17 protein-coding genes are annotated in these 20,151 nt (G+C 71.5%); 3 read left to right on the top strand and 14 right to left on the bottom strand.

What is annotated here, in order from left to right; translation table 11 throughout:
- The first annotated feature begins 24 nt into the window (after nt 1-24).
- Nucleotides 25-2,193, top strand: coding sequence for a regulator (locus tag AB0L74_RS12150; RefSeq protein WP_365649251.1), 2,169 nt, complete (start codon nt 25-27; stop codon nt 2,191-2,193).
- A gap of 35 nt (nt 2,194-2,228) precedes the next feature.
- Here the strand turns inward: AB0L74_RS12150 and rpsD are convergent, their stop codons facing one another.
- The 5 genes from rpsD to AB0L74_RS12125 all read right to left on the bottom strand — a co-directional run bounded on the left by rpsD (nt 2,229) and on the right by AB0L74_RS12125 (nt 7,432).
- Complete coding sequence (gene rpsD / locus AB0L74_RS12145; protein ID WP_029383113.1) at nt 2,229-2,843, bottom strand: 30S ribosomal protein S4; 615 nt, start codon at nt 2,841-2,843, stop codon at nt 2,229-2,231.
- 332 nt (nt 2,844-3,175) lie between these two features.
- Nucleotides 3,176-4,534 (bottom strand): replication-associated recombination protein A, encoded by a 1,359-nt coding sequence (locus AB0L74_RS12140; protein ID WP_365649247.1) that lies wholly within the window; start codon nt 4,532-4,534, stop codon nt 3,176-3,178.
- Nucleotides 4,535-4,577: 43 nt separating this feature from the next.
- Nucleotides 4,578-5,240 carry a vitamin K epoxide reductase family protein gene (locus AB0L74_RS12135; protein WP_365649244.1) on the bottom strand — a complete coding sequence of 221 codons (663 nt, stop codon included), beginning with the start codon at nt 5,238-5,240 and terminating at the stop codon, nt 4,578-4,580.
- A gap of 208 nt (nt 5,241-5,448) precedes the next feature.
- Complete coding sequence (gene hisS / locus AB0L74_RS12130) at nt 5,449-6,711, bottom strand: histidine--tRNA ligase (protein WP_365649241.1); 1,263 nt, start codon at nt 6,709-6,711, stop codon at nt 5,449-5,451.
- 13 nt (nt 6,712-6,724) lie between these two features.
- The gene (locus AB0L74_RS12125; protein WP_365649238.1) at nt 6,725-7,432 is read right to left on the bottom strand and encodes an MBL fold metallo-hydrolase; all 708 of its coding nucleotides are present in this window, start codon (nt 7,430-7,432) and stop codon (nt 6,725-6,727) included.
- Between the two features lie 180 nt (nt 7,433-7,612).
- Between AB0L74_RS12125 and AB0L74_RS12120 the strand changes: the two genes are divergently transcribed.
- Together AB0L74_RS12120 and AB0L74_RS12115 are read left to right on the top strand one after the other, a co-directional pair.
- A complete protein-coding gene (locus AB0L74_RS12120) occupies nt 7,613-8,431 on the top strand; it encodes a peptidylprolyl isomerase (protein ID WP_365649235.1) in 819 nt (272 codons plus the stop codon).
- A 135-nt stretch (nt 8,432-8,566) separates the two neighbouring features.
- A complete protein-coding gene (locus tag AB0L74_RS12115; protein ID WP_365649232.1) occupies nt 8,567-9,796 on the top strand; it encodes a DUF349 domain-containing protein in 1,230 nt (409 codons plus the stop codon).
- Between the two features lie 88 nt (nt 9,797-9,884).
- Here AB0L74_RS12115 and relA read toward each other — a convergent pair whose 3' ends face one another.
- The 9 genes from relA to AB0L74_RS12070 all read right to left on the bottom strand — a co-directional run bounded on the left by relA (nt 9,885) and on the right by AB0L74_RS12070 (nt 20,109).
- Complete coding sequence (gene relA / locus AB0L74_RS12110; protein ID WP_365649229.1) at nt 9,885-12,422, bottom strand: GTP pyrophosphokinase; 2,538 nt, start codon at nt 12,420-12,422, stop codon at nt 9,885-9,887.
- 171 nt (nt 12,423-12,593) lie between these two features.
- Nucleotides 12,594-13,133 (bottom strand): adenine phosphoribosyltransferase, encoded by a 540-nt coding sequence (locus AB0L74_RS12105; protein WP_365649227.1) that lies wholly within the window; start codon nt 13,131-13,133, stop codon nt 12,594-12,596.
- A complete protein-coding gene (gene secF / locus AB0L74_RS12100) occupies nt 13,130-14,284 on the bottom strand; it encodes a protein translocase subunit SecF (RefSeq protein WP_365649224.1) in 1,155 nt (384 codons plus the stop codon). The genes AB0L74_RS12105 and secF overlap by 4 nt, the downstream gene beginning before the upstream one ends.
- A 3-nt stretch (nt 14,285-14,287) precedes the next feature.
- A complete protein-coding gene (secD, locus tag AB0L74_RS12095) occupies nt 14,288-16,072 on the bottom strand; it encodes a protein translocase subunit SecD (RefSeq protein WP_365649221.1) in 1,785 nt (594 codons plus the stop codon).
- A 131-nt stretch (nt 16,073-16,203) separates the two neighbouring features.
- Nucleotides 16,204-16,698 carry a preprotein translocase subunit YajC gene (yajC, locus tag AB0L74_RS12090; RefSeq protein WP_365649218.1) on the bottom strand — a complete coding sequence of 165 codons (495 nt, stop codon included), beginning with the start codon at nt 16,696-16,698 and terminating at the stop codon, nt 16,204-16,206.
- 206 nt (nt 16,699-16,904) lie between these two features.
- On the bottom strand, nt 16,905-17,999 hold the full coding sequence (gene ruvB / locus AB0L74_RS12085) for a Holliday junction branch migration DNA helicase RuvB (protein WP_365649215.1): 1,095 nt from the start codon (nt 17,997-17,999) through the stop codon (nt 16,905-16,907).
- A gap of 27 nt (nt 18,000-18,026) precedes the next feature.
- The gene (ruvA, locus tag AB0L74_RS12080; protein ID WP_365649212.1) at nt 18,027-18,632 is read right to left on the bottom strand and encodes a Holliday junction branch migration protein RuvA; all 606 of its coding nucleotides are present in this window, start codon (nt 18,630-18,632) and stop codon (nt 18,027-18,029) included.
- Entirely contained in the window at nt 18,629-19,243 is a 615-nt protein-coding gene (gene ruvC / locus AB0L74_RS12075) for a crossover junction endodeoxyribonuclease RuvC (protein ID WP_365649209.1), read from the bottom strand. Before ruvC ends, ruvA begins: the two co-directional genes overlap by 4 nt.
- Nucleotides 19,244-19,356: 113 nt before the next feature.
- A complete protein-coding gene (locus AB0L74_RS12070) occupies nt 19,357-20,109 on the bottom strand; it encodes a YebC/PmpR family DNA-binding transcriptional regulator (RefSeq protein WP_044380142.1) in 753 nt (250 codons plus the stop codon).
- Between the last annotated feature and the right edge of the window lie 42 nt (nt 20,110-20,151).

Raw genomic sequence — 20,151 nt, 5'->3', positions numbered from 1 at the left:
ACGGTTCAGTACGCTCCGTGTCCCATGCGCAATCTTCGGCTCGAGGGCGTGCCACCGAACGGGAATCTGCCGTTGGAGCTCGACGCGTTCGTGGGACGCGCGGCGGAGCTCGCCGGGCTGGTCCGCGCGCTCGGTGCCGGGCGGCTGGTCACGGTGACCGGGGTCGGCGGGGTCGGCAAGTCGCGCCTGGCGGTGCGGGCCGCCGCGAGGTCGGCGCTCCCGGACGGGGTGTGGCGGGTGGACCTGGCGCCGGTGCGCGACGCCGAGTTCGTGGACTACGCGGTCGTGGAGGCCCTGGGGCTCACCGACCAGACCACACGGCCGCCCCGCGCGACGCTGCTGGAGCATCTCGCCGACCGCGACCTGCTGCTGGTCCTGGACGGCGTCGAGCATCTGGTGGACCCGTGTGCCGCGCTGGTGGCCGACCTGCTGGGCCGGGCGCCCGGTCTGCGGGTGCTGGCGGTGGGACGCAGACCGCTGTCGGTGGCCGGGGAGCGGCTGTTCCCGCTGGCGCCCCTGGTCGCGGACGAGGCGGCCGAGCTGCTGCGGGTCCGCGCGGCGCAGCAGGGGGCGGCGCCCGGGGACGAGCGGGAGGTGCGGGAGCTGTGCCGCCGCCTGGACGGGATCCCGCTGGCGATCGAGCTGGCCGCGGGGCGGCTGGGGGCGCTGTCGCCGGGGCAGCTGCTGCGCCGGCTGGACGACCGGTTCCGTCTGCTGACCGGCGGCGGGCGGTCCGCGCCCGAGCGGCACCGGACGCTGCGTACGGCGATCGGCTGGAGCCATGAGCTGTGCACCCCGCGGGAGCGGCTGCTGTGGGCGCGCCTGTCGGTGTTCGCGGGCGGCTTCGACCTGGAGGCCGCCGAGTACGTGTGCGGCGGCGGCGGCCTGCCCGCCGAGGATGTGCTCGACGTCCTGTCGTCCCTGCTCGGGCAGTCCGTGGTGACCCGCGAGGAGACACCGGCGGGGCCGCGCTACCGGATGCTGGACACGGTGCGGGCGTACGGCGCCGACTGGCTGGAGGGGACGGGGGACGCGGCGCGGGTGCGGCGGCGGCACCGGGACTGGTACCTGGGCCTGGCGACCTGGTGCGAGCTGGAGTGGTTCTCGCCGCGCCAGCGGGAGGTCGCCGCACGCGTCGAGGCGGAGCTGCCCAATCTGCGCGGCGCCCTGGAGTGCAGCCTGGCGGAGCCGGAGGAGACCCATCTGGGCCAGTACCTGGCGGGCTCCCTGTGGTTCTGCTGGGTCGGCTGCGGGCGGTTGTCGGAGGGGCGGCACTGGCTGGACCAGGCGGTCCGGCTCGGCGCCGGGCGTCCCTCCCCCGGGCTGTCCCGGCTCAAGGCCCTGTGGGTGCTCGGCTATGTGGCGGTCCTGCAAGGCGACACGGCGGCCGCGCTGGCGGCGCTCCGGGAGTGCCGTACGCGGGCGGAGCGGGCGGCGAACGCGACGGCGCTGGCGTACGCGGAGCATCGCACCGGCTGCCTGGCGCTGATCACGGACGACATGGCGCGCGCGGAAACGCTGCTGCGGTCGGCACTGGAGCGCTACCACGAGATCGGCGAGCTCAACAGCAATGTGCTGATGAGCCAGGTGGAGCTGGCGATGACGCGGGCGTTCCAGGGCGACCTGGCGGACGCGGCGCGCTTGTGCGAGGACGTGCACCGGGTGTGCGAGGCCCACGGCGAGCGGTGGGCCCGCTCCTACGCGCAGTACGTGCTGGCGTACGCGGCCTGGAACGACGGCGATCTGGTACGGGCCAGGGAGCTGCTGGCCGACTGCCTGCGCAGCTCGCACGGCTTCCGCGATCTGCTGGCCTCGGTGCTGTCGGTGGAGCTGCTGGCCCTGGTCACGGTGACGGAGGGCCACGCGGGGGAGGCGGCCGTGTTGCAGGGTGCCGCGGAGCGGATGTGGCCGTCGGTGGGTCTGCGGCTGTTCGGCTCGGCGCACTACAACGCACCGCACGAGCTGTGCGAGGCGACGGCCCGGGAGCAGCTGGGCGACGAGGGGTACGAGGAGTGCGTGCGCGAGGGGGCCCGGCTGAGCCGGGAGGAGGCGGTCGCCCGCGCGCTGCTGCGGCCGGGGTCCCCGGACGGGCTGCCGGCGCCGCGCGGGCCGGTGCGGCAGGCGCAGGCGGCCGCGCGCACGGCGAAGCCCGCCGCCTCGCCCACCCGGAAGGGCGGGGAGGCGGCGGGCTGAGGTACCGCTGGGTGTGGTACCGCGTCCGGCTGGGGTCAGCGGGCGTAGTACTCGACGACGAGCTGCTCGTCGCAGATCACCGGGATCTCCTTGCGGTTCGGCTCGCGGTCCAGGCGGAAGGCCAGGGCCTTGAGGTTCACCTGGAGGTAGCGCGGGGTCTCGCCGTCGGGGGCGAAGCCACCCTCACGGGCGATCGTGAAGAGCGTCTTCTCCTTGGAGCGGTCACGGACCTGCACCACGTCGTCGGGACGGACGACGAAGGACGGCTTGTCGACCTTCTTGCCGTTGACCTGGATGTGGCCGTGGACGACCATCTGGCGGGCCTGGTAGATCGTGCGGGCGATGCCCGAACGCAGGACCAGCGCGTCGAGGCGCTTCTCCAGCTCCACGATCAGGGCCTCACCGGTCTTGCCCTGGACCTTGGACGCGCGCTCGTAGGCGCGGACCAGCTGGCGCTCGGAGATGTCGTACTGAGCGCGCAGGCGCTGCTTCTCCAGCAGACGGACCTTGTAGTCCGAGTTCTGCTTGCGGCCGCGGCCGTGCTCACCCGGCGGGTAGGGGCGGGCCTCGAAGTACTTGACGGCCTTCGGGGTCAGCGCGATGCCGAGGGCACGCGACTTCTTGACCTTGGGGCGGGACTGGTTCGCCATGAACCAAACACCTCATGTTCTTGTGCGAATACGGCTTCACCAGGGTTAGGGGAGGTCGCATCCGCAGCCGGGGAAACCTCACGGGCCGCTGGGGCCTGCGAGGCAGCCGCTCCCCTGGTCTGGGCACATACGTGCAGCACGCGAGTGGCCCACCGACCCTTCCCGGGGCTCCGGGTGGTGGTGGGCTGCCCGCGACACCGTTCGCCGGTGCGCGACGCTCCTGGAGTCCCGGCGGACCGGTCCTCCGGCTGGATGTCCCGCTCTGGTGGTGCCGGAACCTCGGGAGAGGGCCGGACACGGGACTCAGCACTTCGCAGCAGTCTACAGGGTGGTCAGGAGAGCCTGCGACCGAGGTGTTTCCGGGTCCACTCGACGGCGTCCGCGTACCGCGCCTCCGCGCCGTGCCGGGTCGGTGTGTAGTACTCGCGGTCCTTCAGGGCGTCCGGGGCGTACTGCTGGGCGGCGATCCCCTCGGGCAGGTCGTGCGGGTAGACGTACCCCTGCCCGTGACCGAGCTTGCCCGCGCCCTTGTAGTGGCTGTCCCGCAGGTGGGGCGGGACCGGCCCGGCCAGCCCCTTGCGGACGTCCTCCAGGGCGGCGCCGATGGCGGTCGTCGCGGCGTTGGACTTGGGCGCGAGGGCCAGCGCGATGGTGGCGTGGCTGAGGGTGAGGGCGGCCTCGGGGAAGCCGATCATGGCGACGGCCTGGGCGGCGGCGACCGCGATCGGCAGGGCGTTCGGGTCGGCGAGGCCGATGTCCTCGCTGGCCGAGATCATCAGACGGCGGGCGATGAAGCGTGGGTCCTCGCCCGCCTCGATCATCCGGGCCAGGTAGTGCAGGGCGGCGTCGACGTCGGAGCCGCGGATGGACTTGATCAGCGCGCTGGCGACGTCGTAGTGCTGGTCGCCGTCGCGGTCGTACTTCACCGCGGCCCGGTCGACCGTCTCCTCCAGCGTGGTCAGGCCGATCTCGGTCTCGCCCTTGTCGAGCGCGGCCCCGGCGGCGGCCTCCAGGGCGGTCAGGGCGCGGCGGGCGTCGCCGCCGGCGATGCGCAGCAGGTGGTCCTCGGTGTCGCCGGGGAGGGCGACGGCGCCGCCGAGCCCGCGCTCGTCGGCCAGCGCCCGCCGCAGCAGGCCCCGGACGTCGTCGTCGGTGAGGGGTTCGAGGGTGAGCAGGAGGGAGCGGGACAGCAGGGGGGAGATCACCGAGAAGTACGGGTTCTCGGTGGTCGCGGCGATCAGCGTGACCCAGCGGTTCTCCACGGCCGGGAGCAGGGAGTCCTGCTGCGCCTTGCTGAAGCGGTGGATCTCGTCGAGGAAGAGGACGGTCTCCTTGCCGTATCCGCCCGAGGCGCGGCGGGCGCCGTCGATGACCGCGCGGACCTCCTTGACGCCCGCGGTGATCGCCGACAGTTCGACGAAGCGCTTGTTGGTGGCCTTGGAGACGACGTACGCCAGGGTCGTCTTGCCGGTACCCGGCGGGCCCCACAGGATCACCGAGGAGGGGCCGGCGGGGCTGCCCGAGGCGCCCTCGCCGACCAGCCGGCGCAGGGGCGAGCCGGGCTTGAGCAGGTGCTGCTGGCCCACCACCTCGTCGAGGGTGCGCGGGCGCATCCGGACCGCCAGCGGGCTGCTCGACGGCTCCTTCTCCTGGCGTTCTTCTGCTGCGGCGGTGAACAGGTCGGGCTCCACGGTGAAACCCTAAATCACCGCACTGACAGTCCCGCGGGGGACGTCAGCTGGTCCAGAAGTCCCACCAGCGGGTGAGAACCAGCATGCCGATGATGCCGATGTGCAGCACGGGCAGGACCCAGGTGAACTCGCCGAAGAAGCCCCTGAGCCAGGCGGGCGCCGGCAGGAAGCCCTTGCGGACGTTGAACGACGTCACGTACCAGAACATGACGATCGTGGCGACCCAGGCCAGGCAGCACCACAGGCACAGGGCGTTGATCCGGTACAGCGACTGGAACATCAGCCAGGCGCAGAACCCGACGCCGAAGAGCGTGCCCGCGTTGAAGGTGAGCCAGTACCAGCGCGGGAAGCGGGCGCGGGCGAGCAGGCTCATGCCGACGCAGACGACGATGCCGTAGGCGACCAGGCCGAGCATCGGGTTGGGGAACCCGAAGGCGGCGGCCTGCTCGCTCTCCATGACGCTGCCGCAGGAGACGACCGGGTTGAGGCTGCACCCGGGGGTGAAGGTCTTGCCCGCGACCTTGGCTTCGAGCAGCTTGAACTTGTCGAGCGTGATGACCCACGCGGCCAGCAGCCCGGCGGCGCCCGTGACCACCAGCAGCAGGGCGAAGGCGCGACTGCCGCCCTCGGCGCGCCGCGTGCCGGCGGTGCGCTCCGGCGCGGGCTCGGGCTCGGTGGAGACGTCCTTGACTGTCGTCTTGCTCATCACGCCGATTCCGTCACTAGAGGGTCGGACCTGCTTCGGGCACGGCCATTGTGCCGCACGCGCGCGCGTGTCCACCGTTCGCTGCGCATAAGGAGGGCGGCCGGGCGGCCCCGGCGGGCGATTTCGGCCGACACCTGTTCCAAGGGCGTACACATGGGCGGAGGCGCCGGGTGCCGACGACGGCGCCCGGCGCCTCCTGCGGCGTCACTCAGCCGAGCCGCGACTCCAGCTCCGCGACGATCTCGTTCACGCCGACCGCCGTCTGCTCGCCGGACTCCATGTCCTTGAGCTGGACGACACCGTCGGCGAGGTCCCGTTCCCCGGCGACGATCGCGTAGCGGGCGCCGCTGCGGTTGGCGTTCTTCATGGCGCCCTTGAGGCCCTTGCCGCCGTAGGAGAAGTCGGCGGCGATGCCGTTCTTGCGCAGTTCGGTGACCTTCGCGAACAGCACCCGGCGGGCCTCCTCGCCGAGCGGGACCGCGAAGACGCTGGTGGTGGCGGGCAGGTCGAGCTCGACGCCCTCCGCCTCCAGGGCGAGGACGGTGCGGTCGACGCCGAGGGCCCAGCCGACGGACGGCAGCGCGGGACCGCCGATCATCTCGGACAGGCCGTCGTAGCGGCCGCCGCCGCCCACCGCGGACTGCGAGCCCAGGCCGTCGTGGACGAACTCGAAGGTGGTCCGCGTGTAGTAGTCCAGGCCGCGCACCAGCTTGGGGTCGTCCTCGAAGGCGACGCCCGCCGCCGTGATCAGCGCGCGGACCTCCTCGTGGTACGCCTTGCAGGCGTCGCAGAGGTAGTCGCGCAGCAGCGGGGCGTCGGTGAGCTGCTTCTGGACGTCCGGGCGCTTGTCGTCCAGGACGCGCAGCGGGTTGATCTCGGCGCGGCGCAGGGTGTCCTCGTCCAGGTCCAGGCCCCGCAGGAAGGTCTGCAGCGCCTCCCGGTACACCGGGCGGCACTCCTGGTCGCCCAGGCTGTTGAGCAGGATCCGGAAGTTCCTCAGGCCCAGCGAGCGGTAGGCCTGGTCGGCGAGGATGATCAGCTCGGCGTCCAGCGCCGGGTCCTCGGCGCCGATCGCCTCGGCACCGACCTGGGAGAAGTGGCGGTAGCGGCCCTTCTGGGGGCGCTCGTAGCGGTAGTACGAGCCCGAGTACCAGAGCTTGACCGGGAGGTTGCCCGCCTTGTGCAGGCCGGCCTCCAGGGCCGCGCGCAGCACGGAGGCCGTGCCCTCGGGGCGCAGGGCGAGCCGGTCGCCGCCCTTGGTCTCGAAGGCGTACATCTCCTTGGTGACGATGTCGGTGGAGGCACCGACACCGCGCGCGAACAGTTCGACGTTCTCGAAGCCGGGCGTCTCGATGTAGCCGTAGCCGGAGTTGCGCAGCGGGGCGGCGATGGCCTCACGCACGGCGAGGTACTTGGCGGAGTCCGGCGGGATCAGGTCGTACGTGCCCTTGGGGGCCTTGAAGGTGCTCACGGGAGGTCTCTCGTCACATTCCTCGTCGGGGAGCCTGGGCGGTTCCCTGGCCGGCGGCCACCTGCCGCAGATAAGGGTTGGCGGCGCGCTCCTGGCCGATGGTCGTCTGGGGGCCGTGGCCGGACAGCACCACGGTCGAGTCGTCGAGCGGCAGGCACACGCGGGCCAGCGAGTCGAGCATCTCGGCCATGTCGCCGCCGGGCAGGTCGGTGCGTCCGATGGAGCCGGCGAACAGCAGGTCGCCCGAGAACAGGATCGGCGGGATGTCCGCCGCCTCGGGCAGGCCGAAGGTCACCGACCCCTTGGTATGGCCCGGCGCGTGCGCGACGGAGAACCGGAATCCCGCCAGCTCCAGCGTCGCTCCGTCGGTCAGCTCCTTGACGTCGTCGGGCTCCCCCACGGTCAGCTCGCCCATCAGCGGCATCCCGATGGACCGGCCTAGCGCCTTCTCGGGGTCGCTCATCATGTAGCGGTCGGAGGGGTGGATCCAGGCCGGCACGTCGTGCGCGCCGCACACCGGGACGACCGAGGCCACGTGGTCGATGTGGCCGTGGGTGAGGACGACGGCGACGGGCTTGAGGCGATGCTTCTTCAGTGTCTCCTCGACGCCCTGGGCGGCCTGGTGGCCGGGGTCGATGATCACGCACTCCTCACCGGCGGCGGGGGCGACGAGGTAGCAGTTCGTCCCCCAGGCCCCGGCGGGGAACCCGGCAATGAGCACGATCGTCCTTCGTTGTGTGGGTACGGGTGGGCTTGCGAGCGGGCAGCGCCCAGGCCAGAGCCTACCGGCGGTGCCGATTCCTCAGCGAACCCATATACGGTACGGGGCTACACGCAGACGCCCGGTCACGGGCGGGCACGCGTAGCGGTCGGCACACGTAGACGCATGAGGAGAGAACCGGTGGTCAGCCAGGAACAGCGGCGGCGTCAGCTCGCCCGGGAGAAGTTCTTGCGGCAGCAGCAGCGGCGCACCGCCGCCAGGCGTAAGGCCCGCATGCGCAACGCGGTGATCGCCTCGGTGCTCGGCGTGGTCCTGGTGGGCAGCGTCGGGCTGTACACGACCGGCGTCCTCAAGGACGACGGCGACGACAAGACCAACGCGAACGCCGAGGTCACCCCGAGCGCGACCAGCAAGGCCCCGGACCCGTGCGAGAAGCCGGCCGGCGGCAAGGCCAAGACGGCGACCTGGAAGAAGGAGCCGGCGATGACCATCGACAAGTCGGCCGACTACACCATGAGGCTCGACACGACCTGCGGGACGATAGACATCGACCTGAAGGCGTCGGCGGCGCCGCACACGGTCAACTCGTTCCACTTCCTCGCCGGCAAGGGCTACTTCGACCACACCACGTGCCACCGGCTCACCACGAACGGCATCTACGTGCTGCAGTGCGGCGACCCGACCGGGCAGGGCACGGGCGGCCCCGGGTACACGATCCCGGACGAGAACCTGAAGGACGAGAGCCTGAAGGACAACGTCTACCCGGCCGGCACGGTGGCGATGGCGAACACGGGGCAGAAGAACTCCGGAGGAAGCCAGTTCTTCCTCGTGTACCAGGACAGTCAGCTGCCGCCCAGCTACACCCCGTTCGGTACGGTTTCCGAGGCGGGCATGAAGGTGCTGAAGAAGATCGCCGGTGCGGGGGAGAGCACCGGGGCGGGCGACGGAGCCCCCAACGCGACGGTCGTGATCAACAAGGCGGCCGTCACCCGATCCTGACCCCCATCTGCGAAATTTCGGTCGCGCGGGATGCGGACAGGCCGCCCGCCGGTCGCCTATGTTGGCCGTGACGAAACTGTGGACGATGCCCGGGGGTGGATCACCCTGTCGCAGGCATCATGTGGAGGAGGCGCTGTGAGCAGCGACCCGTGGGGCCGCGTCGACGAGACGGGGACCGTGTACGTGCGTACGGCCGATGGCGAGAAGGTCGTCGGTTCCTGGCAGGCCGGCTCCCCCGATGAGGCGCTGGCCTACTTCGAGCGCAAGTACGAGGGCCTGGTTGTCGAGATCGGCCTCCTCGAGAAGCGGGTGAGGACCACCGACCTGTCGGCGAAGGACGCCCTGGCCGCCATCGAACACCTGCGCGAGCAGGTGGACGCGCATCACGCCGTCGGCGACCTGGACGCGCTGCGGGGGCGGCTGGACAAGCTCGTTGAGCTGGTGGAGGCGCGCCGCGAGGAGCGCAAGGCGCAGCGGGCCCGGCAGGCCGACGAGGCACGTCACGCCAAGGAGGCGCTGGTCGCCGAGGCCGAGGAGCTCGCGCAGTCCGACCAGTGGCGGGCGGCCGGTGAGCGGCTGCGGGCCCTGGTGGACACCTGGAAGGGTCTGCCGAGGCTGGACCGCAAGTCCGACGACGAGCTGTGGCACCGCTTCTCGCACGCCCGGTCGGCGTTCTCCAAGCGGCGCAAGCAGCACTTCGCGCAACTGGACGCGCAGCGCGAGGAGGCCCGCCGGATCAAGGAGCGGCTGGTCGCCGAGGCGGAGGCGCTGTCGGACTCGACGGACTGGGGCCCCACGGCCGCGCGCTACCGCGAGCTGATGGCCGAGTGGAAGGCCGCGGGGCGGGCCCAGCGCGAGCACGAGGAGGATCTGTGGAACCGCTTCCGCGGCGCCCAGGACGTCTTCTTCGCCGCCCGCAGCTCGGTGTTCGCCGAGCGTGACGCCGAGCAGGCGGAGAACCTGAAGCTCAAGGAGGAGCTGGCCGAGGAGGCCGAGAAGCTCCTGCCGGTCACGGACCTGAAGGCGGCGCGGGCCGCGTTCCGTTCGATCAACGAGCGCTGGGAGGCGATCGGCCATGTGCCGCGCGACGCCCGGCCGAAGGTCGAGGGCCGGATGCACGCGGTGGAGCGGGCGATCCAGGAGGCCGAGGAGGCCGAATGGCGCCGGACCAACCCGGAGGCACGCGCGCGTGCCGAGGGCCTGACCGGTCAGCTCCAGGCCGCCGTGGACAAGCTCCAGCGCCAGATCGAGCAGGCGCGCGCCCAGGGCAACAACGCCAGGGCCGACAAGCTCCAGCAGGAGCTGGAGGGCCGGCAGGCGCTGCTGGACCAGGCGCTGAAGGGTCTGCAAGAGTTCGGCGGCTGACCCCCCTTCCCACCGCCGCCGCCCCCGCGCGCGGCGAAGGCCCCGTACGACGCGTACGGGGCCTTCGCCGTGCGGCCCCGGCCTCTGTCTACGACGGCCTGCGCGCCGACGTCACCCGGTACACGTCATAGACGCCCTCCACACCGCGCACCGCCTTCAGGACGTGCCCGAGATGCTTGGGGTCGCCCATCTCGAAGGTGAAGCGGGAGGTGGCGACGCGGTCGCGGGAGGTCTGGACGGCCGCGGAGAGGATGTTGACGTGCTGGTCGGACAGGACCCGGGTGACGTCCGACAGCAGCCGGGAGCGGTCCAGCGCCTCGACCTGGATGGCGACCAGGAAGACCGAGGACTGGGTGGGCGCCCACTCGACGTCGAGGATGCGCTCCGGTTCACGGGAGAGCGACTCCACGTTCACGCAGTCGCTGCGGTGAACCGATACTCCGCTGCCGCGGGTGACGAAACCGATGATCGGGTCGCCGGGGACGGGCGTACAGCAGCGGGCGAGCTTGACCCACACGTCCTCGACGCCCTTGACGACGACACCGGGGTCGGCGCTGGTGCGGCGTTTGCGGCCGCGGCCGCGCGACGGCGGGACCGCCTCGTCGATCTCCTCGGTGGCCGCCTCCTCGCCGCCGAGCGCCTGGACCAGTTTCTGCACGATGTTCTGCGCGGAGACATGGCCCTCGCCGATCGCGGCGTACAGCGCGGAGATGTCCGCGTAGCGCATCTCGTGCGCGAGCGTCACCAGGGAGTCGCCGGTCAGGATGCGCTGGATCGGCAGGTTCTGCTTGCGCATCGCGCGCACGATCGCGTCCTTGCCCTGCTCGATCGCCTCGTCGCGGCGCTCCTTGGAGAACCATGCCCTGATCTTGTTGCGGGCGCGCGGCGACTTCACGAAGCCGAGCCAGTCGCGGGAGGGGCCCGCGCCGGGCGCCTTGGAGGTGAAGACCTCCACCAGGTCGCCGTTGTCGAGGGTCGATTCGAGCGGGACCAGACGGCCGTTGACCCGCGCTCCTATGGTGCGGTGGCCGACCTCGGTGTGGACGGCGTAGGCGAAGTCGACCGGGGTCGCCCCGGCCGGGAGCGCGATGACGTCGCCCTTGGGGGTGAAGACGAAGACCTCGTTGCGGGAGAGGTCGAAACGCAGCGACTCCAGGAACTCGCTCGGGTCCTCCGTCTCCTTCTGCCAGTCCAGCAGCTGCCGAAGCCACGCCATGTCGTTGATGGCGTCCTTGTCCTTGGCGGACGTCTTCGGGGCGTCGGTACGGATCTTGGAGGCGCCGGCGACGGCTTCCTGCTTGTACTTCCAGTGCGCGGCGATGCCGTACTCGGCGCGGCGGTGCATGTCGAACGTGCGGATCTGCAATTCGACCGGTTTGCCGCCGGGGCCGATGACCGTCGTGTGCAGCGACTGGTACATGTTGAACTTGGGCATCGCGATGTAGTCCTTGAACCGGCCGGGGACCGGGTTCCATCGCGCGTGCACCGTGCCGAGGGCCGCGTAGCAGTCGCGGACGGTGTCCACGAGGACGCGGATGCCCACCAGGTCGTAGATCTCCGCGAAGTCACGGCCGCGGACGATCATCTTCTGGTAGACGCTGTAGTAGTGCTTGGGGCGGCCGGTGACGGTCGCCTTGATGCGGGCCGCGCGCAGGTCCTGCTGCACCTCGTCGGTGACGATGGCGAGGTACTCGTCGCGCTTGGGGGCACGCTCGGCGACGAGGCGGACGATCTCGTCGTACATCTTGGGGTAGAGGATCGCGAAGGCGAGGTCCTCCAGCTCCCACTTGATGGTGTTCATGCCCAGGCGGTGGGCGAGCGGCGCGTAGATCTCCAGGGTCTCGCGCGCCTTCTTCTCCTGCTTCTCGCGCTTGAGGTAGCGCATGGTGCGCATGTTGTGCAGACGGTCGGCGAGCTTGATGACCAGGACGCGCGGGTCCTTGGCCATGGCGACGACCATCTTGCGCACGGTCTCGGCCTGGGCGGCCTCGCCGAACTTGACCTTGTCCAGCTTGGTGACGCCGTCGACGAGCAGGGCCACGACGTCGCCGAAGTCGCGGCGCAGGTCCTCGAGGCCGTACTCGGTGTCCTCGACGGTGTCGTGCAGCAGGCCCGCCATGAGCGTGGCCGGGTCCATGCCGAGCTCGGCGAGGATGGTGGTGACGGCCAGCGGGTGCGTGATGTACGGGTCGCCGCTCTTGCGCTTCTGACCGCGGTGCCAGCGCTCGGCGACCTGGTAGGCGCGCTCGATCTGGCGGAGCGTCGACGTCTCGATCTTCGGGTCGTTGCTGCGGACTATCCGCAGCAGCGGCTCCAGCACCGGGTTGTACGGGTTGGCGCGCTGGACGCCGAGGCGGGCGAGGCGGGCGCGGACGCGGTTGGAGGAGCCGGAGCGGGCGGGCGGGCCGGCGGGGGTGCGCACGACGGGCGCGTTGTGCGGGCGCTCGGGCGGGGCCGGCTTGGGGCGGGGCTGCCCGGCCGGCTTGTCGACGGGCGCGGACTGGGCGCGCTGGATCGGCCCGCGGGTGTCGTTCTTCGCCTGCGGCTCGCTGGGCGCGGGTTTCGCCGCGGGCGCCGAGGCGGGCTCGGGCTTGGCGGCGGTCAGGTGCTGGGCCTCGTCTGGCAAGAGGACTCCTCGTGCGCGGTCCGGGTCCCCGGTCAGGCTCCGGAGAACCCATGGTAGCGATCCCGCGTCCCCGGATCCCCTGTCGTCCGGTGTGAGGACCGTCTACGCGAGGAACGCACGAGGCGGGCGCCGGATTCCTCCGACGCCCGCCTCCGCGTGCCGCGACAGTTTTCAGACGGTGAGCAGTGCCTCGAGCGGGGCGCCGGCCAGCGCCGGCTCCAGGCGGGCCCGCCCGCCGAGGAAGCCCAGCTCCATGAGGACGGCGACGCCCGCCACCTCGGCGCCCGCCCTGCGGATCAGCTGGAGGGCCGCCTCGGCCGTGCCGCCGGTGGCGAGGACGTCGTCGACGACGAGCACACGGTCGCCGGCGCTCAGGTCCTCGGCGTGCACCTCGATCTCGGCGGAGCCGTACTCCAGGTCGTAGGCCTGCCGCAGCGTGGCTCCGGGGAGCTTGCCCGCCTTGCGTACGGGGATGAAGCCGAGGCCCGCCCGGACCGCGACCGGGGCGCCGAGGATGAACCCGCGCGCCTCCAGACCGACGATCTTCGTGGCGGCGTGCCGTTCCGCGATCCGGGCCAGCTCGTCGGTGAGCGCGGTGAACGCCCCCGGGTCGGCCAGGAGCGGGGTGATGTCCTTGAACATCACGCCCGGCTCCGGGTAGTCGGCCACGTCGCGGATGCGGCTGAGGAGCAGTTCCTTGATGTCGGTCATCGGCGCTTCCCTGAGGGACGGCCGCGGCCCCGGATACGGGACGCGGGCTGGTTGCGGGGACCGACGACGGCCGCGGCCGCGCTCTGCGGCTCCCCGGTGTCCTCCGCGTCCTCGATGTCTCCGGTTTCGTCGGCGAAGGCCCCTCCGGCGGCCTCGGCCTCCGTGGGCTCGCCCTTGGCCACGGCCTGAGCCCGCTTGGCCAGGACGCGCTTCTTCAGGGCCTTCATCTGCGGCTCGCTCTCCTTGAGGTCGGCGACGAGCGGCGTGGCGATGAAGATCGACGAGTAGGCTCCGGCCGCCAGGCCGACGAACAGCGACAGCGAGATGTCGTTGAGCATGCCGGCGCCGAGCACACCGCCGCCGATGAACAGCAGGCCCGCGACCGGCAGCAGCGCGACCACCGTGGTGTTGACGGAGCGGACCAGGGTGCTGTTGATCGAGCGGTTGGCGACGTCGCTGTAGGTCCAGCGGGTCTGCTTGCCGATGTCCTTCGTCTGCTCCTTGAGGCTGTCGAAGACGACGACCGTGTCGTAGAGCGAGTAACCGAGGATGGTGAGCAGACCGATCACCGTGCCGGGAGTGACCTCGAAGCCGACGAGGGCGTAGATCCCGACGGTGATGGTGATGTCGTGGATCAGCGCGACGAACGCGGCGAGCGCCATGCGCCACTCGAACGCGATCGCCAGGTAGATCACCACGAGGACCAGGAAGATCCCCAGGCCCTGCCATGCCTTGTTGGCGATCTGGTCACCCCAGCTGGGGCCGACCAGGTCGGCGTTGATCTGCTCCGCGTCGACCTTCAGGTCCTCGGCGAGGTCTTCCTTGATCTGGTCCGACTTGCCGGTGTCGATGCCCGCGACCTGGATGCGCATGCTGCCGTCGCCCAGCTTCTGGACGATGGCGTCGTGGCCGGACGCCGCCTCGGCGTGCTCCTCGGCCTGCGCCACGGAGACGGAGGTGTTCTTCGGCGTGGTGAAGACGGCACCGCCCTGGAACTCGATGCCCATGTTCAGGCCGCGCACCGCCAGGCCGACGATGGCCGTGATGGTGATCAGGATCGAGATGCCGTACCAGATCTTGCGGTTCTTGACGAAGTCGTAGCCGACCTCGCCACGGTGCAGTCGGGCGCCGAGGTTGCCGAGCTTCGACATCTCTCACGCCTCCTTCGGGTCGACGGGGCCGGCGGGGCGGACGGGACGGCGGGTGCGGCGCAGCGGCGGCTTGGCGCCCAGGCTCTTGGGATCGAGACCGGACCACTTGTGGCCGCTCGCGAAGAACTTCCGGCGGGCCATCAGCGTCAGCAGCGGCTTGGTGAAGAGGAACACCACCACGACGTCGAGGAGGGTGGTCAGGCCGAGCGTGAACGCGAAGCCCTGGACCTTGCCGACGGTGACGATGAAGAGCACCGCGGCGGCGAGGAACGACACGAAGTCGGAGACCAGGATGGTGCGCCGGGCGCGCGGCCAGGCCCGCTCGACGGCGGGGCGCAGCGAGCGGCCCTCGCGGATCTCGTCGCGGACGCGTTCGAAGTACACGATGAACGAGTCCGCGGTGATGCCGATGGCGACGATGGCGCCGCAGACGGCCGGCAGGTTCAGCGCGAAGCCGATGGCCGGGCCCAGCAGCGACATGATCACGTAGGTGAGGGCCGCGGAGACCAGCAGCGAGGCGATCGCGATGAACGACAGGCCGCGGTAGTAGACCAGCAGGTAGAGCACGACGAGGGCGAGGCCGATGGCGCCCGCGATCAGACCGGCGCGCAGTTGGTCCCCGCCGAGGGCGGCGGTGACGGTGGTGACGCTGTCCTCCTTGAAGGTCAGCGGCAGGGCGCCGTAGGAGAGCATGTTGGCCAGGCTCTGGGCTTCCTCCTGGGTGAAGCTGCCGGAGATCTCGGCGTTGCCGCCGGTCAGCGCCTCGTTGACGTACGGGCTGGAGACGACGTCGTTGTCCAGGACGATGGCGAACTGGTTCTGCGGGGACTGGTTCTGCGCCAGCTTGCCGGTGATGCTCGCGAACTTCTTGGCACCGCCGTCCGTGAAGTCCATGGTCACGGTCCAGCCCGCGGCGGTCTGGGTGTTGAAGACGGCCTGGGCCTCGTCGACGTCCGTGCCGTCGACCTCGGCGGGGCCGAGGAGGTACTTCTGCCACTGGCCCTGCGAGTTGCCGCAGGCCACGATGGGGTCGCTCGGCTTGGACCCGTCGCCGGCCTTGGCGCGGGCCGCCGGGTCGGCGCAGTCGAGGGCGGCGTACGCGGCCTGGAGCCTGCTGTCGGCGTCACCGGCGGCGCTGCCGCTCGGGGACGGGGAGGCGCTGCCGCCGGGGGACGAGGAGGCGCTCGCCGAGCCGCTGCCGGACGGGGTCGGCTCGGCCTTCAGGGCGTCGGTGACCGCGCGGCCCTGGGTGGTGGCGCTCGCCGAGGGGCTGACGGAGGCGGACGGCGACGCGCTCGCCTTCTCGCCGTCGGTGGCCTTGTCCGAGGCCGCGGCGCTCGGGGAGGCGCTCGCCGAGGGGCTCGCCGCCGGGTCCGCGCCGGAGATCTCGGTGGCGAGGACCGGACGGAAGTAGAGCTTGGCGGTGGTGCCGACCTGCTCCCGGGCCTGCTCGGAGTTCGTGCCCTTGGGGATGTTGACGATGATGTTGTCGTCGCCCTGGGTCTGGACCTCGGACTCCGAGACGCCAAGACCGTTGACACGGCGCTCCATGATGGAGACCGCGGTGTCCATGTTGGTCTTGTTGATCGCGGACTCCTGGCCGGCCTCGGGAACCGCCCGGAGCGTGATGCTCGTACCGCCGGCCAGGTCGATGCCGAGACGCGGAGTGGTGTGCCCGGAGGCGAACATACCGCCGGTGAGCGCCACGATGGCGATCAAGATCAGGGCCAGCGAGCGCCCCGGCTTGCTCTGGGCGCTCGCGCTCCGGCCCTTTCTAGGTGCTGGCACCTTCTCGTACTCCCTCTCGGGCCGCCGCGCGCCGGATCGGCGCGCGGGCGGCCATGGCATGGTGTCGGGAACCGGTGGAAGCCGCGCATGCCCGATGGCGCGCGGTCAGCTCCGCGCGCCCCGGGGCACGGCTACTTCCCCTCGGTGTCGCCGTCGGTCTTCTTCGGCTCGTCGTCCGTCTTCGCCCGGGCGGTCACGGCGTCGCCGGCGGGCTCGCCGGCCTGGTCCTTCTTGCCGAGGTCGACGGGCTTGTCGTCGGGGGCGCCGGCGGCGGAGTCGTCGGACTCGGTGAGGGAGGAGGCGTCGTCCGGGACGAAGCCGACCTCGTCCTTCAGGTCGTGCTCGATGCCGTGGACGATGCGGTTGTACTCGTCGTCCGAGAGGACGGCGCCGATCGAGTTCTTGGCGAAGATCAGCTCGACGCCGGGGCCGGCGTCGAGGAGGACGGTGTCCTCGTTGACCTCCTTGACCGTGGCGTACATGCCCCCGATGGTGCGGACGCCGGAACCGGGCTGCATCTGGTTCCGCATCTCGAGGGCCTGCTGCTGCTTCTTCTTGGCCGACCGGGTCATCAGGAACATGGCCCCGATGAGCACGATGAACGGGAGGAGGGTCACGAGACTCACGGGTCGGTACTTCCTTCACACGACCGCGATGGTGGGCGGCCTGATGGTTGGGGGTGCGTGCTGCCGACAGAGGCGGCATCGGCGGAGTCTAAGCGAGTCCGCGCGCAGGGAACAACGCTCAGCATGGCACCGGAGTTCCTGCTGCGGCCACTGTGCACGCCGTCGCGGCCCGGTCACGGCACGCTCACGGCCCCCTTCCGGCGCCGTCAGGTCCCGAACAGGTCCGGTTGTCCGTTTCCCCCGGTCCGCGGGCGCGGCGGGGTGAGGCCGAGGTGCGCCCACGCGGCGGGAGTGGCGATCCGTCCGCGCGGGGTGCGGGCGAGCAGGCCCTCCCGTACGAGGAAGGGTTCGGCCACTTCCTCGACCGTCTCCCGCTCCTCCCCCACCGCGACGGCGAGGGTCGACAGGCCGACGGGGCCGCCGCCGAACAGCTTGAGCAGGGCCCGCAGTACGGCCCGGTCGAGGCGGTCCAGGCCGCGCGGGTCGACCTCGTACACCGCCAGGGCCGCCTCCGCGATCTCCTTGGTGATCACGCCGTCGGCCTTGACCTGGGCGTAGTCGCGGACGCGGCGCAGCAGGCGGTTGGCGATGCGGGGGGTGCCGCGGGAGCGGCCGGCGATCTCGGCGGCGCCGTCCGGCTCGATCTCGACGTCGAGGAGGCTCGCGGAGCGGTGGACGACCCGCTCCAGCTCGGCCGGTTCGTAGAACTCCATGTGCGCGGTGAAGCCGAAGCGGTCGCGCAGCGGGGGCGGCAGCAGGCCCGCGCGGGTGGTGGCGCCGACCAGGGTGAAGGGCGGCAGTTCGAGCGGGATGGCCGTGGCGCCCGGCCCCTTGCCGACGATGACGTCGACGCGGAAGTCCTCCATCGCCATGTACAGCATCTCCTCGGCGGGCCGGGACATGCGGTGGATCTCGTCGAGGAAGAGAACCTCGCCCTCCTGGAGGGAGGACAGGATCGCGGCGAGGTCGCCGGCGTGCTGGATGGCGGGCCCGGAGGTGATGCGGATCGGGGCGCCCATCTCGGCCGCGATGATCATCGACAGCGTCGTCTTGCCGAGGCCGGGGGCGCCGGAGAGCAGCACGTGGTCGGCGGTGGCGCCGCGCGCGCGGGCGGCGCGCAGGACGAGGTCGAGCTGCTCGCGGACCTTCTCCTGGCCGATGAACTCGTCCAGGTCCTTGGGGCGCAGGGCCGCCTCGACGGCCTGGTCCTCACCGTCGGCGACCGAACCCACCAGCCGGTCCGCGGCGGGGCCGACGGGCCACTCGGCCGCGGCGGGGTCGGTCGTGTCGTCCCAGTTCATTGCGTATGCCTCGGGGTCTCGGTACGGCTATCGGGCACGGTTGAGCGTTTGCAGGGCCGCCTTCAGCAACTGTCCCACCTGGGGGGTGCCCCCGGCGGCCTCGGCCCGCGGTGCCACGGCGGCCACGGCTTCGTCGGCCTCGCGGGTGGCGTATCCGAGGCCGATGAGGGCGGCGTGCAGCTGGTCGCGCCAGCCGGAGGTGACCGGGGCGCCGGCGGCGGGGGCGCCGACGGGCTCGCCCAGGCGGTCCTTGAGCTCCAGGAGCAGCTTCTGGGCGCCCTTCTTGCCGATGCCGGGGACGGCGGTGAGCGCCTTCTCGTCGGCGGTGGAGACGGCGCGGCGCAGGGCGTCCGGGGTGTGCACGGCCAGCATGGCCTGGGCGAGCCGGGGGCCGACGCCGCTGGCGGTCTGGAGCAGCTCGAAGACCTGGCGCTCGTCGTCGTCGGCGAAGCCGTACAGGGTCAGGGAGTCCTCGCGTACGACGAGTGAGGTGGCGAGCTTGGCGGGCCGGCCGACGCGGAGGGTGGAGAGCGTGTTCGGCGTGCACTGGAGGGCCATGCCGACGCCGCCGACCTCGATCACCGCGGCGTCGGGGGCGAGGGCGGCGACCGTGCCGCTGACGAAGGCGATCATGCCGTACGGCCTTTCGATGCGTGCGGGACTGCTGAGGCCGCCCCCGGTGTTCCGGGGGCTCGGGATGCCTGGGGGGCGGGGGAGGTGCGGGGGGCCGTGGCCTGGTGCCGGGCGACGGCCTGCTGGAGCCGGTTCTGGGCGGGGGCCCGCCAGATGTGGCAGATGGCGAGGGCGAGGGCATCGGCGGCGTCGGCGGGCTTGGGGGGCGCGGCGAGCCGCAGCAGGCGCGTGACCATGGCGCCCACCTGGGCCTTGTCGGCGCGTCCGCTGCCGGTGACGGCCGCCTTGACCTCGCTGGGGGTGTGCAGGGCGACGGGGATCCCGCGGCGGGAGGCGCACAGCAGGGCGACGGCGCTGGCCTGGGCGGTGCCCATGACCGTGCGGACGTTGTGCTGGCTGAAGACCCGCTCCACCGCCACGTACTCCGGGCGGTGCTCGTCGAGCCACCGTTCGATGCCCTGCTCGATGGCGACGAGACGGTGTCCGAGGTCCGCGTCCGCGGGGGTGCGTACGACGCCCGCGCCGAGCATGGTGAGCGGCCGCCCGGCGACGCCCTGGACCACGCCGACTCCGCAGCGGGTCAGCCCCGGGTCCACCCCCAGTACGCGCACGCGCCCCTCCCTTCGATCACCTGTTTGTGCAGGCTATCGGGTGCCACCGACAACGCCCGCACGGCGACGGGCCGACGGGAGTGTCCCGTCGGCCCGTCGCGGCGGTCGTCGGCTCAGGCGTCGACCTTCTCCATGATCTCGTCGCTGACGTCGAAGTTGGCGAAGACGTTCTGCACGTCGTCGCTGTCCTCCAGCGCGTCGATCAGCTTGAAGATCTTCTTGGCGCCCTCCTCGTCCAGTTCGACCTGCATAGTCGGGACGAAGTTGGCGTCGGCGGACTCGTAGTCGATGCCGGCGTTCTGCAGAGCGGTGCGGACCGCGACCAGATCGGTCGGCTCGCTGATGACCTCGAAGGTCTCGCCGAGGTCGTTGACCTCCTCGGCGCCCGCGTCCAGGACGGCGGTCAGGACGTCGTCCTCGGTCAGCTCGCCCTTGGGGACGATCACGACGCCCTTGCGGTTGAACAGGTACGACACCGAACCCGGGTCGGCCATGGAGCCGCCGTTGCGGGTCATGGCGACGCGGACCTCGGAGGCGGCGCGGTTGCGGTTGTCGGTGAGGCACTCGATGAGCACCGCGACGCCGTTCGGGCCGTAGCCCTCGTACATGATCGTCTCGTAGTCGGCGCCGCCGGCCTCCAGGCCCGCGCCGCGCTTGACCGCGGAGTCGATGTTCTTGTTCGGGACCGAGCTCTTCTTCGCCTTCTGGATGGCGTCGTACAGCGTCGGGTTGCCGTCGGGGTCGGCACCGCCCATCCGGGCCGCGACCTCGATGTTCTTGATCAGCTTCGCGAAGAGCTTGCCGCGCTTGGCATCGATGACGGCCTTCTTGTGCTTCGTCGTGGCCCATTTAGAGTGGCCGGACATCTGCCTGTCTCCTTCGCGTTACCCGTCTCTGTACGAACTCCC

The organism is Streptomyces sp. NPDC052020 (assembly GCF_040680575.1).
Taxonomy (GTDB): Bacteria; Actinomycetota; Actinomycetes; order Streptomycetales; family Streptomycetaceae; genus Streptomyces.
The sequence above is the reverse complement of the archived record's forward strand: the minus strand, read 5'-3'. Positions and strand labels throughout refer to the sequence as shown.

Coding starts and splice junctions, on each gene's coding strand:
- AB0L74_RS12135 (WP_365649244.1), bottom strand. CDS start 5,240: ATGAGCAAGACGACAGTCAAGGACGTCTCCACCGAGCCCGAGCCCGCG.
- AB0L74_RS12150 (WP_365649251.1), top strand. CDS start 25: ATGCGCAATCTTCGGCTCGAGGGCGTGCCACCGAACGGGAATCTGCCG.
- ruvA (WP_365649212.1), bottom strand. CDS start 18,632: ATGATCGCCTTCGTCAGCGGCACGGTCGCCGCCCTCGCCCCCGACGCC.
- AB0L74_RS12105 (WP_365649227.1), bottom strand. CDS start 13,133: ATGACCGACATCAAGGAACTGCTCCTCAGCCGCATCCGCGACGTGGCC.
- ruvB (WP_365649215.1), bottom strand. CDS start 17,999: ATGAACTGGGACGACACGACCGACCCCGCCGCGGCCGAGTGGCCCGTC.
- rpsD (WP_029383113.1), bottom strand. CDS start 2,843: ATGGCGAACCAGTCCCGCCCCAAGGTCAAGAAGTCGCGTGCCCTCGGC.
- AB0L74_RS12070 (WP_044380142.1), bottom strand. CDS start 20,109: ATGTCCGGCCACTCTAAATGGGCCACGACGAAGCACAAGAAGGCCGTC.
- secF (WP_365649224.1), bottom strand. CDS start 14,284: ATGTCGAAGCTCGGCAACCTCGGCGCCCGACTGCACCGTGGCGAGGTC.